The sequence below is a fragment of the Streptomyces sp. NPDC001868 genome, assembly GCF_040297125.1.
GTDB lineage: Bacteria > Actinomycetota > Actinomycetes > Streptomycetales > Streptomycetaceae > Streptomyces.
This window is the reverse complement of the sequence record NZ_JBEOYO010000075.1, coordinates 1-12,623: the sequence shown is the minus strand read 5'-3', so window position 1 is coordinate 12,623 and position 12,623 is coordinate 1. Positions and strand designations below refer to the sequence as shown.

Genomic DNA, 12,623 nt, shown 5'->3' with positions numbered 1-12,623 from the left:
CAACGCCGAACGGGGGCCGTGCATTCCCGGGATTCCGTTCCGCCACCGCTCTACTGCCGCCCCGCTGTCGCTCCACGCGTGCGGCGCGTGCCGTTACGACCGCAGCACGCGCGCGTGGAGCGCGGTCACGGCCCTGCGCGCGGACTCGAACGCCCCGTGCTGCCAGGCGGGGGTGTGGCTGAGCCAGTCACCGGCGAAGTGGACGCGTCCGGTGGGCTCGTCGAGGGGCTTGTAGCGTGGTGGTCGGGTCCGCCGGGGATGTCGTGCCAGGCGGCTTCGACATGGGGTGTCTGGCGCCAGTGGTGCGAGAAGGACGACGCCAGCTCGGTGCGGTACTTCTGCCCGTAGATCCGCACGCCCGCCGCCACCGCCCGCCGTTCGCGCTCTTCGGGGGTGAGCCGCGCGTACTTGTCGGCCGTGGCACCGAAGTCGTAGTAGCCGACCAGGACGCCGCGCGGCCCGTGGAAGCCGTGCGAGGGGTGCCAGATGTGGGTGACGTCCAGGTCGGTCTCGGTGATGCCGCCGTAGATGTCGTGGTCCAGCTCCCACCAGCGCGAGCCGTACTCCAGTCCGATCTTGGCGGCGGACACCGGCGTGAACGCCTCCAGGGCGCGTCGCACTCCGGGTCCGAGGTTGTGCGGGATGCGGGCGAGGATGTTGGGCGGCAGGGCGGCGACGCAGTAGTCCGCGTCGATCGCCTTCGTACGGCCGCCTCGGGTGTATGTGACGGTGACGCCGTGGTCCTTGTCGACCAGCTCCGAGACGACGGCCCCCGTTCGTACCCGGTCGGTGCCGATCGCCCTGGTGAGCGCTCTCGGGATGAGGTCCATGCCGCCCACCGGCTGGAACATCAGCATCGCCTGGTCGAAGCCGAACTCGAGGGAGAAGTACCGTCCGACACCGCTCGCGAGCACCTCCGAGGCGCCCGGGACGTCGCCGAGGACCACTCCGGGGGTGCCCACGGCGCCCGGGACGACGGAATAGCCGCGCCGGTCCCCGCCCTCGTACGTCAACCGGTCGCCGAGTTGCCCGTAGTCCTTGAGGAACTCGACGAGCCGCTCGCGGTCCTCGGCCGTCAACTCCGCGTCCAGGGCGCCCTTGTCGGTGGCCTTGGCGAGCAACTCCGAGGCATGGCCGTGGACATCGGCCTTCGCGGTCCGGTAGCGGACCGGTTTCGTCATCCCGGCCGACGCGTTGAAGATGTACGCGTCGGCGTTGACGTTGGTGAACACCTCCACGGGGACGCCCAGTTCCCGGCAGTAGTCGAGGGTGACCATCCACTGCGGGAGACGGGCCGGCCCGGTGTTGAGGTACTGCCCGTCGGCGAACCGGACGGTCTGCTCATGGCCGTACAGATCCCTGGTGGCGTCCCCGCGCCGCACGGTGAGGTTGCGTCCGCCGGCCCGCTCCCCGGCCTCCAGGACCGTGCAGTCGTAGCCCGCCTTGCCCAGTTCGTACGCGACGGTCAGCCCGGCTGTGCCCCCTCCGACGACGACCACCCTGGCCGCCGCGCGCCCGCGGAGCGTGAAGTCGCCCTTCCGAGGCGCGCGATAGGGCCCTGTGCGCCGGGCGGCTTCCGCGGCGGGGGCGAGCCCCAGGGCGCCCATGGTCGCGAACAGCGCGCCCGCGCCACCGGTCAGCCCCACGCGCCGCAGGAACTCCCGCCGACTGCTCCCCCGAGGGCCCCCGCCCCGCGCCCCCGCCCGTGTCCCTGCCCGGCTCCCAGTCCGTGTCTCTGCCATGCGCTCGGCTCCCCTCCGATCACGGATGACCCGAGAAGCCTGTCAGCGGCCGTTCACGCCCCGCCAGCGACCGCCATATCGCACACGTCGCCCGCAGCGCACCCACCCGAGGAGCTGTACCTTCGCCCGCCCCCGTACCGCTATCGCGCCCCCCTGGAGCAACGCCCCTCGGAGCAACACTGAGGGCCCGCATCCGGAAGGATGCGGGCCCTCAAGCGTTTGTCGGCTGGACCTCAGCCTTGGGCGTCAGCCGTGAGCGTTCAGCTCTGGCCGCCGGCCAGCTTCTCGCGGAGGGCCGCCAGGGCCTCGTCCGAAGCCAGGGCGCCGGAGGTGTCCGCACCCTCGGAGGAGTACGAGCCACCACCCGCGGCCGGAGCCGCACCCGCGGCGTCGCCGCCCTCGGCCGCGGCAGCGGCGTCGGCCTCGCGGGACTTGATGACCTGGGCCTGGTGCTGCTCGAAGCGCTGCTGCGCCTCGGCGTACTGGCCCTCCCAAGCCTCGCGCTGGGTCTCGTAGCCCTCGAGCCAGTCGTTGGTCTCGGGGTCGAAGCCCTCGGGGTAGATGTAGTTGCCCTGGTCGTCGTAGGACGCGGCCATGCCGTACAGGGTCGGGTCGAACTCGACCGAGGCCGGGTCCGAACCGAAGGACTCGTTGGCCTGCTTCAGCGAGAGGCTGATGCGACGGCGCTCGAGGTCGATGTCGATGACCTTGACGAAGATCTCGTCGTTGACCTGGACGACCTGCTCCGGGATCTCCACGTGGCGCTCGGCCAGCTCGGAGATGTGGACCAGACCCTCGATGCCCTCGTCGACGCGCACGAACGCACCGAACGGAACGAGCTTGGTGACCTTACCGGGAACAACCTGCCCGATCTGGTGCGTGCGGGCGAACTGCTGCCACGGGTCTTCCTGGGTCGCCTTCAGCGACAGGGAGACACGCTCGCGGTCCATGTCGACGTCGAGGACCTCGACGGTGACCTCCTGGCCGACCTCGACGACCTCGGAGGGGTGGTCGATGTGCTTCCAGGAAAGCTCGGAGACGTGGACGAGACCGTCGACGCCGCCGAGGTCCACGAACGCACCGAAGTTGACGATCGAGGAGACGACGCCGGAGCGGACCTGGCCCTTCTGCAGGGTCGTGAGGAAGGTCTGGCGGACCTCGCTCTGGGTCTGCTCCAGCCAGGCACGGCGGGACAGGACCACGTTGTTGCGGTTCTTGTCCAGCTCGATGATCTTGGCCTCGAGCTCCTTGCCCACGTAGGGCTGGAGGTCGCGGACACGGCGCATCTCGACGAGGGAAGCCGGCAGGAAGCCACGGAGGCCGATGTCGAGGATGAGTCCACCCTTGACGACCTCGATGACGGTACCGGTGACGATGCCGTCCTCTTCCTTGATCTTCTCGATGGTGCCCCAGGCGCGCTCGTACTGGGCGCGCTTCTTCGAGAGGATCAGGCGGCCTTCCTTGTCCTCCTTCTGGAGAACAAGGGCTTCGATCTCGTCGCCGACCTTGACGACCTCGTTCGGGTCGACGTCGTGCTTGATCGAGAGCTCGCGGCTCGGGATGACACCTTCGGTCTTGTAACCGATGTCGAGCAGGACCTCGTCCCGGTCGACCTTCACGATGACGCCGTCGACGATGTCGCCGTCGTTGAAGTACTTGATCGTCTCGTCGATCGCGGCGAGGAAAGCTTCCTCGTTACCGATGTCGTTGACCGCAACCTGCGGGGTGGTGGCGGTGGTCTCGGTGCTGCTCGTCATGTGGGAAAGGGCTCCGGTACGGACATTGAAGTCGTAGGTACTGCTACGCCGGGAGCCCGTATCGCTCTGAAGAAGCCGGACAGCCAAGGAAGCGCCACACCAGGCAGAAAAGCCGGTGGCACCTCGAAAACCGAGGGGACATACGACAGATGCGAGCGCAGCCTGCTACGTCTGAGGTGCGCAGGCCCGCAGCGCAACTTGTAGCATACGGGGGCAGCCAGGCAGGGTCAATGCGCGAAGGCGCACACCCGGGGCGGAACACCGCATACCCGGCACAAAACCTGTCCCTTGAGGCCACGCAGGCCTGGGAGACCCCTTTCGTGACACCACCGGAGCGGGTCGCGCCACGCAGGTTACGGAAGAGTACGACGAGGGAGCCGATCATCCAAGAGCCCGAAGTCCACGAAGCCGCCGAGGCCCACGGGGCGCCCGGCGCACCCGAGGCCGACGAAGCGGAGGCCACCCGGCGCGAGGCCGGGGTGACGGAGAGTTCCCGGGCCAACCGGGGCTGGTGGGACCGGAACGCCGACGAGTACCAGATCGAGCACGGCACGTTCCTCGGCGACGACCGCTTCGTGTGGGGCCCGGAAGGCCTCGACGAGGTGGAGGCGGAGCTGCTGGGGCCGCCCGAGGAGCTGAAGGGCAAGGACGTCCTGGAGATCGGGGCCGGTGCCGCGCAGTGCGCGCGCTGGCTGGCCGCCCAGGGGGCCCGTCCGGTCGCCCTGGACCTCTCCCACCGGCAGCTCCAGCACGCCCTGCGCATCGGCGGATCGTTCCCCCTGGTGTGCGCCGACGCCGGCGACCTGCCGTTCGCCGACGGCTCCTTCGACCTGGCGTGCTCGGCGTACGGGGCGCTGCCGTTCGTCGCCGATCCCGTACGGGTGCTGCGGGAGGTGCGCCGCGTGCTGCGTCCCGGCGGCCGTTTCGTCTTCTCGGTGACCCATCCGATCCGCTGGGCCTTCCCCGACGAGCCCGGCCCCGAGGGACTGTCCGTCTCGGGTTCCTACTTCGACCGCACGCCGTACGTGGAGCAGGACGAGCAGGGGCGGGCGGTGTACGTCGAGCACCACCGGACGATCGGCGACCGCGTCCGGGACGTCGTGGCGGCGGATCTGAGGCTGGTCGACCTGGTCGAGCCGGAGTGGCCCGCCTGGAACACCTCCGAGTGGGGCGGCTGGTCCCCGCTGCGCGGGAACCTGATCCCGGGATCGGCGATCTTCGTGTGCGAGCGGGACTGAGACGACGACGGGTCCGGCGGCAGGTCCGGCCGGAGGTCCGGCGGGAGACAACGGGAGACAAGAGGGGCGACGCGAAGGGCGCGAGAAAGAGGCACGCGCGCGTAGAGGGCGTTTTCGGAGGCGTACGACACTAGGGGCGTGATCCGTTACGACGCTCTGGACGCGCTGCCCGTGCGCGCTGCCCTGCCCGCCCTGGACGACGCCCTGGAGGGACACGGCACCGCCGTCCTCGTGGCGCCGCCCGGGACCGGCAAGACGACGCTGGTGCCGCTGGCCCTGGCGGGACTGCTGGACGGCGGGCCGGTACGGCGGGTGGTCGTCGCCGAGCCCCGGCGGATCGCGGCGCGGGCGGCGGCCCGGCGGATGGCGTGGCTGCTGGGCGAGAAGGTCGGCGACAGTGTCGGCTACACCGTGCGCGGCGAACGGGTCGTCGGGCGGCACGCGCGCGTGGAGGTCGTCACGACGGGTGTACTGCTGCAACGGTTGCAGCGCGACCAGGAGTTGCCGGGCGTGGATGTCGTCGTGCTCGACGAGTGCCATGAACGGCATCTGGACGCGGACACGGTGGCGGCGTTCCTGCTCGATGTGCGCGCGGCGCTGCGGCCCGAGCTGCGGCTGGTGGCGGCGTCGGCGACGACGGACGCGGAGGGCTGGGCACGGCTGCTGGGCGGGGCGCCGGTGGTCGCGGCGCAGGGGGTGTCGTACCCGGTCGAGGTGGTGTGGGCGCCGCCGGCCCGTCCGGTACGGCCGCCGCACGGGATGCGAGTGGACCCGGCGGCGCTGACGCATGTGGCGTCGGTGGTGCGGCGGGCACTGGCCGAACGGCAGGGGGACGTCCTCTGTTTCCTGCCGGGGGTGGGCGAGATCGCGCGCGTGGCCGGGCAGTTGGGGGGTCTCGGTGACGTGGACGTGCTCCAGGTGCACGGGCGGGCGCCGGCGGCCGTGCAGGACTCGGTGCTGGCGGGCGGGGAGCGGCGCCGGGTGGTGCTGGCGACCTCGGTGGCCGAGTCGTCGCTGACGGTGCCCGGGGTGCGGGTGGTCGTCGACTCCGGGCTGGCCCGGGAGCCACGCGTCGACCACGCGCGGGGGCTCAGCGCGCTGACGACGGTACGGGCCTCGCAGGCGGCCGGGCGGCAACGGGCCGGGCGGGCCGGGCGTGAGGCCCCCGGCGCGGTCTACCGGTGCTGGGCGGAGGCCGAGGACGTCCGTCTGGCGCGGTTCCCCTCGCCGGAGATCAAGGTGGCCGACCTGACCGCGTTCGCCCTGCAGGCGGCCTGCTGGGGCGACCCGGACGCCTCCGGGCTCGCCCTTCTGGATCCGCCGCCGAGCGGGGCGATGGCGGCGGCCCGCGGCGTCCTCTCCGCGATCGGCGCGGTCGGCTCCGCCGGGCACGCCACGGAACGGGGTGTCCGCATGTCCCGCCTGGGCCTGCACCCCAGGCTGGCGCGGGCCCTCCTCGACGCGACGCCCCTGGTCGGAGCCGAGCGCGCGGCGGAGGTGGTCGCGCTGCTGAGCGAGGAGCCGCCCCGGGAGTACGGCGACGACCTGGCCGTCGTGCTGCGACGCGTCCGGCGTGGGGGCGACGCCTACGCGGCTCGCTGGCGCACGGAGGTCCGGCGCCTGCGGACCGCATCAGCGCCCGCGCCTCCGGCGCGGCTCCTTTCCCACCCGGAACCCGCCCATGACTCTCTCCCGGGCGAACCGAGCGCCGAGGCTCCGTGGGACGAGGCCGACGGCCGTTCGCACTCCGCAGCGGCCGGCACGGGTGCCGCCTCTCGCCCCGCCACCGATGCCGGTTCGACTGCCGCCGCCGGTGCCGCCGCCCGTGCCAGTGCCGGTGCCAGTGCCCGCGCCGGAGACGCCGCCCGTGCCGGTGCCCGCGCCGGTGACACCGCCCGTGCCACTGCCGGTGCCGCCACCACTGCCGGTGCCGCTCCCGGGGTGAGCGCCGCTCCCGGGGCGGGCGCCGGGGACGATCGAGCCGTCGGGGTGGTGGTCGCGTTGGCGTTTCCCGAGCGGGTGGCCGGGCGGGGCGGGGGGTCGTATCTCATGGTTTCCGGGACTCGGGCCGAGGTGGGGGAAGGGTCCGGGTTGCGAGGGGCGGACTGGGTCGCCGTGGCTGTGGCCGATCGGGCGGTGGGGGCGGGGCACGCGCGCGTGCGGCTCGGGGTCGCGATCGACGAGGGGGTCGCCCGGGAGGCGGCCGCGCATCTCCACAGTCGGGGCGAGGAGGTCGCCTGGCGGGACGGGGACGTCGTCGCTCGGCGGGTGGAGCGGCTGGGGGCCGTGGAGTTGGCGGTGCGGCCGTTGAAGGAGGCGGCGCCCCGGCTCGTACGGGAGGCGTTGCTCGAAGGGCTGCGGGTCGAGGGGTTCGGGCTGTTGCGGTGGTCCCAGGACGCGGCCCGGCTGCGGGAACGGCTCGCGTTCCTGCGGGAGCGGCTCGGCACGCCCTGGCCCGACGTGTCCGACAGTGCCCTGCACGCGCGCGTGGACGAGTGGTTGGAGCCCGAGTTGAGCCGGGCCCGGCGGCGGGCGGACCTCGGGCGGATCGATGCCGGGGAGGCGCTGAAGCGGCTGCTGCCCTGGGCCTCGGGGGACGCCGTGCGGCTGGACGAGCTGGCGCCCGAGCGGATCGAGGTGCCGAGCGGGTCCCGGATCCGGGTCGACTACGCACGGCCCGAGCAGCCGGTGCTGGCGGTGAAGCTGCAGGAGATGTTCGGGCTGCGGGAGTCGCCCGTACTGGCCGGGGTGCCCGTGCTGGTGCATCTGCTGTCCCCCGCCGGGCGGCCCGCCGCCGTCACCGCCGACCTCGCCTCGTTCTGGAGGGACGGATACAAGGCCGTACGGGCGGAGTTGCGCGGGCGCTATCCCAAGCATCCGTGGCCGGAGGACCCCGCGACGGCCGAGCCCACCCGGTACACGAACGCGCGGCTCAGGCGCTGACCCGCGCGGGCGTCGATCTGCTCAGGCGCTGACCGGCTCGGACTCCGTGGGCCTGCTGGACTTCGGTTCGCCGGGCCGACGGCCCCGGGCCTCGACGTAGAGGGAGAGGGCGAGGAGCAGGAGGCCGAGGCCGAGGAAGCCCCAGGGCAGGTAGGAGGTCATGAGGAGGACCAGGAGACGCTGGGACTTGACCAGGTCGACGGTGTGCTCGATGTAGTCCTCGCGCATCTTCACGTGGCCGGCGAAGGCGGTCACCTTCTCGCGGTCGCCCAGGAGGGTGCCGCCGCGGAGTTCCTCCTTGTGGATCTCCTCGCCGTAGACGGGGGCGCCGGTGGCGGGTTCCACCCAGAACTTGCGGACCGTGGTGTACCAGCGGGTCGTGCCCGTCCCGGCGACCGTCTCCCGGGTGATGCCCTCGACGGGCATGACGCGGGGGAAGGGGACCTTCGTCCAGGGGATGGTCTGCTCGAAGTAGTAGACCTCGACGCCGCGGAAGTCCTGGGTGCCCTTGTAGTGGATGGGAGCCGTGATCCGGGCCTGGGCGTCGAAGTACTCGTAGTCCCTCTTCTCCGTGAGGAAGGGCCATTTGAACTCCAGGCCCTCGCGCTTCACGGGATCGCCGTCGACCATCTCGCCCTCGGCGTGGACGGGTTGCTGGGTGTGGGCGTCGAAGATGTAGCGCTCGGGGATCCGGGAGACCATCTCGCCGTCCGGGCCCTGGACGTACGACAGGCCGTCCCAGACGACGACGTCCCGGTCGGTGGTCTTCTCGATCTTCTCGGAGGCCTCCACGTCGCCCTTGAGGGTCTGCACGATGGTGACCTTCGGGACCGTGCGGGCGGTCATCGTGCCGTAGTCGAGGAGGGTGGCGTCCTTCGCCTCCAGGACCATCTCCTGGTACTGGTTCGCCGGGATCTTGGCCAGGTTCGGAAAGACGTACCAGCGCAGCAGTGGGGACAGCGCGGTGAAGAACACGGCGAGCGCGAGCAGGATCAGACCGGCCCTACGGCGCATCTCGGCCTCCTTCCCTGGCGGCTACGGATGGGCGGGGACCGTCGTCAGCAACGGCTTCGGTGATGTCTCGCCCGTGGGTGAGCCCAGTGCCGTGAGCGTGAACGCCAGGGCGAAGGCGAGCGCGAGACCGGTCGCGGCGGCGATCAGGGCGCGCATACGGACCTCCTGGCTACGGATCTCACGACTACAGATCTCACGACTACGGGCCTGATGACTGCGGGCCTTATGACCGCAGGCTGATGACTGCGGGCGTTATGACCACGCTTATGACTGCGGGCGTTACGACTGCGGGCCTCACGACGAGAACTGATACCTCGTCAGGTCCGGCACCGTAGCAACGGCGGGGCGAGATGAGAACATGTCGCACACACAACGACGGCGCCCTTCCGATGGGGAGGGGCGCCGTCGTGGCCGTACGGAGGGTCGTGTGGCCTAGGACTCGCTGGGGCTCGGTGTCGCGGGCTCCGCCGAGTCGGTCGGCTCGGTGGTCTCGGCGGGTGCCTCCACCTTCAGTTCGAGCGTGAGGGTCGCGCCGCCCTCGGTCTCGACGCGGAGCAGGAACGTGCCGACGGCGTCGTCCGAGTACAGCTTCGGGAGCTTGAGGACGCCGCCCGCGTCGGTCTCCAGGGCCAGGGTGCGTACGGGCTTGCCGTCCGCGCCCTTGAAGTAGGGGCCCTTGTCGTTCTCGGTGACGTCGAGGAGCGACTTGACGAGGGTCGCCCTGGCCGCGACCTTGTCCGCGATCTCGCCCCGGTAGGTGGCCTTGACCTCGATCTCCTCCGCGAACTCCCCGTTCGGGACGCAGGTCAGCGGGGTGGTGCCGGTGCGGGCGAGGGCGTCGGCCCGGCGGGCGGTGACGGTGACCTTGTGGTCGAGGGCGGTGACGGTGCGGCCCACGACGGTGGTGCGGACCGTGACCGTGCCCGTCTTCTCTCCGGCCACGAGCGCGGGCGCCGTGGCCTTGCCCACGCTGTCGGTGAGGACGGCCGCGACCTTCTCGCCGCCGGCGAAGGTGGTGTCCGTGTCACCGAGGATCGTGAAGCGGACGCGGACCTTCGCCACGGCCTTGCCGGCCTTGGTCTCCGTGCGGGTGGCGAGCCTGCCGGTGAAGGTGTCGCCGGCCATGGCCGAGAGGTTCGCCGCGCCCGCGTTCTCCAGGTGGTCCACCGAGTCGGTGGGCGTGCCCGGCGCCGAGGGCGGTGTGGTGGTGGGCGGGGGCGGGGTGGTGGTGCCGCCGCCCGGTGACTCCGGCTTCGGCGGCTTCGGCGGCTTGGGGCTGGGGCTGGGCTTGGAGTTGCCGTTGCCGTTTCCGCCGTTGCCGGTGTTGTTGCCGCCGTTGTTGCTGTTGTTGCCGTTGCCGGTGTTGTTGTTGCCGCCGCTCGGGGTCTGGGGCAGGGAGCCGGTGCCGTCCGGGATCTCGTGGGTGCCCTTGCGGTAGTGCTCCAGCCACCTCATGACGGTGTTGTAGTACTCCGTCGAGTTGTTGTAGCTGAGGATCGCGCTGCGCAGGTTGGCGTCGTTCGACAGGTCCCAGTCGAAGCGGCACAGGTAGTGGCCGGCTGCGACGGCGGCGTCGTAGATGTTGTTGGGGTCCTTGGCGCCGTCGTCGTTGCCGTCGCGGCCCGCCCACTCCCAGGTGGAGGGGATGAACTGCATAGGGCCCACCGCACGGTCGTGCGTGGTGTCGTCGTCGTACGCGCCGTCGTCGGTGTCGCTGATGTTCGCGAAGCCGTTGCCGTTGAGCTGGGGGCCGAGGATCTTGCCGATCGTCGTGCCCTCGGCGTCGACCCGCCCGCCGCGGGCCTGGCCGGACTCGACCTTGCCGATGGCGGCGAGGAGTTGCCAGGGCAGGTTGCAGCCGGGCTTGGAGTCGCGCAGGGACGCCTCGGCCTTCTTGTAGGCGTCGAGGACGGTCGCGGGTATCCCGCTCTCGGAGGCGCCGGTCGTGCCCGAGGCGTCGCCCGTACCCGTCGTCGGATTGGGGCTGTCGAGGGGCGGAAGGTCCGTGTAGTACTGCGAGTTGCCCGAGGCGGTCTCGTCGGCCTGGGTGCTCATCTCCGGCGAGGGCGAGCCGGCGGCCTGTCTGCCCGCGCTGTCGGTGGTCACTCCCGGGGCCTGGGAGGCGGCCAGCGCCGCCACCGTGGCCGCGGCCAGGGCGGTGGTGGCCGCCCCCTTGCGGAGCCTCGAACCGAACTGCGCCGCCATTGAGTGAACCCCTCCCGGTGGTCGAACGCCCCGCGTTCTTCCCGTTTATTGATGTCGCCGGCGTCTGTACTGATGTCTCAGGTGTCCCGGGCGTTCCCCGGTCTCACCGGAGCGGCCTCTCTGCCCAGGTACACCGACTCCGGAGTTCCGGTTTTGGTTGCCCTGTTCCGGCATTCCCTTCCCAGAATTCCGACGGCCACCACTCCGACCGGCGCGACAACCCAGGCGACCCTACGACAACTTCCGTCGCCCGGACACCCGTTCGTGCCCGATATTCACCGATTGGCCATATCGGTTTGCTGTCGTGCGGGCACACTGCGGAGAGGCGGGCACAGGTCGCGCATACTGGCGACCGGTCATCGCCGGAGCGACCCGTCCGGCCAAAGTCCGTCACAGGGGGACGACTTGCCCTTCACGCTCAGCCACGCGGCCGCCGTACTGCCCGCCCTGCGGGGAGACGGGACCGGACGGGGACCTCTGGTGCCGTCGGTGCTCGTCGCCGGTTCGTTCGCGCCCGACATGACCTACTACGTGGCGAGTGTGCTGCCCGAGGCCATGGAGTTCGGCGATGTCACGCACTCCTTTGCCGGGGTCTTCACCGTCGACGTCGCCGTCACCTGGGCGCTGGTCGGGCTGTGGCTGATGCTCCGCGAGCCGCTGATCGCGCTGCTGCCGAGGGGACGGCAGGGCAGGGTGGCCGCGCTGGTGCGCTGCGGGACGGGCGCGCGGCGGTTCAGCCCCTCCGTGGCCCTGTGGTGGTACGTCTGCGCCGCCCTCGGTTCGCTGACCCATGTCGTGTGGGACGCGTTCACCCATCTCGACCGGTGGGGGATGCGGCTGTTCCCCGTCCTCGGCGAGGAGATCGCGGGCTCGCCGCTCTACTGGTACCTCCAGTACGGCGGCTCCGCGGTCGCGGCGGTCGTGCTCGCCGTCTTCGTCGTGCGGGCCCTGCGCCGGCAGCCGGCCGTCGAGCCCGTGGGCGTGCCCGTGCTGTCCTCGGCCGACCGGTGGGTGGCGGGCGCCGTCATCGGGGGCTGCGCGCTGGTCGCGGCCGTGCAGCGGGTGGCCCGCTGGTGGGCGCACTGGGGGTCGGTCGCCAAGCCGTACGAGGTGATCCCGACCGTGTGCTTCGGGGCGGGCGCCGGGCTGGTGGTCGGCGTGGTCCTGTACGGCGTCGGTGTCAGGGCGCGGCGCCCGGCTCCCGCCGCTCCGGTGCCCGCAGTCGACGCGGAGGCGGACAGCTCGGCCCGCCGCTGAGCGCCGGGCGCCGGGCGTGGGGTCCGCTGGGGAAGCGGGGTCTGGCGGCGCGGGCGGCGTACGGGGGTACGTGGCCGAGGAGGGCTGCCAGGGGGTGGGTCAGCGGCCAGGGGTAGAGGCTGTGCGGTCGCCGGACGCGTGGGCGGGCCCAGGTGGCCCGGGTGGCCCGGGTGAGGCGGGTTCGCACCCCTGACAGGCGGGTGGCAGCTGTCGCTGTACGGCGGCGGAGCGTGCGTATGCCCATGCGGGCATCCTTGCGGTTGCGCTCCGCTGGGGGCGCGGTGGTGGGGGCCGGTCGGGTGACCTTGAGCATGGGCCTTGGGTACGGGTAGGTGTGCGGGATTTCGGGTGCGTGTTCGGGTGCGGGTCCGGTGGGGCTGGTCGCGCAGTTCCCCACGCCCCTGAAAAAGCAGGGGCTGCGCCCCGTGCTTTTTCAACGGCCCGCAGGGGCCGTTGCTTCTAGGGGC

General features: G+C 71.7%; 7 protein-coding genes and 1 pseudogene. 3 read left to right on the top strand and 5 right to left on the bottom strand.

All coding sequences use genetic code 11. The annotated features are described in order from the left end of the window. Positions 1-93: 93 nt before the first annotated feature. A pseudogene (locus ABT147_RS43145) lies at positions 94-1,619 on the bottom strand (flavin monoamine oxidase family protein). Positions 1,620-2,002: 383 nt separating this feature from the next. Continuing rightward, positions 2,003-3,499: a 30S ribosomal protein S1 gene (rpsA, locus tag ABT147_RS43140; RefSeq protein WP_086800035.1), complete on the bottom strand. Its 1,497-nt coding sequence runs from the start codon at positions 3,497-3,499 to the stop codon at positions 2,003-2,005. A gap of 320 nt (positions 3,500-3,819) precedes the next feature. On the opposite strand from rpsA, the gene ABT147_RS43135 reads away from it, so the two are divergent. Continuing rightward, positions 3,820-4,737, top strand: a complete 918-nt coding sequence (locus ABT147_RS43135) for a class I SAM-dependent methyltransferase (protein WP_351417110.1) — start codon at positions 3,820-3,822, stop codon at positions 4,735-4,737. A gap of 138 nt (positions 4,738-4,875) precedes the next feature. Further along, positions 4,876-7,680: an ATP-dependent RNA helicase gene (locus tag ABT147_RS43130; protein ID WP_351417108.1), complete on the top strand. Its 2,805-nt coding sequence runs from the start codon at positions 4,876-4,878 to the stop codon at positions 7,678-7,680. Between the two features lie 21 nt (positions 7,681-7,701). Here the strand turns inward: ABT147_RS43130 and pgfA are convergent, their stop codons facing one another. The 3 genes from pgfA to ABT147_RS43115 form a co-directional block, all read right to left on the bottom strand. Next, complete coding sequence (pgfA, locus tag ABT147_RS43125) at positions 7,702-8,694, bottom strand: cell envelope lipid trafficking protein PgfA (protein WP_351417106.1); 993 nt, start codon at positions 8,692-8,694, stop codon at positions 7,702-7,704. Between the two features lie 21 nt (positions 8,695-8,715). Next, positions 8,716-8,850 carry an SPW_0924 family protein gene (locus ABT147_RS43120; protein WP_351417104.1) on the bottom strand — a complete coding sequence of 45 codons (135 nt, stop codon included), beginning with the start codon at positions 8,848-8,850 and terminating at the stop codon, positions 8,716-8,718. Between the two features lie 276 nt (positions 8,851-9,126). Continuing rightward, positions 9,127-10,899 carry a lytic transglycosylase domain-containing protein gene (locus ABT147_RS43115; RefSeq protein ID WP_351417102.1) on the bottom strand — a complete coding sequence of 591 codons (1,773 nt, stop codon included), beginning with the start codon at positions 10,897-10,899 and terminating at the stop codon, positions 9,127-9,129. Between the two features lie 405 nt (positions 10,900-11,304). Between ABT147_RS43115 and ABT147_RS43110 the strand changes: the two genes are divergently transcribed. Next, on the top strand, positions 11,305-12,156 hold the full coding sequence (locus ABT147_RS43110) for a DUF4184 family protein (protein WP_351417101.1): 852 nt from the start codon (positions 11,305-11,307) through the stop codon (positions 12,154-12,156). Positions 12,157-12,623 lie beyond the last annotated feature (467 nt).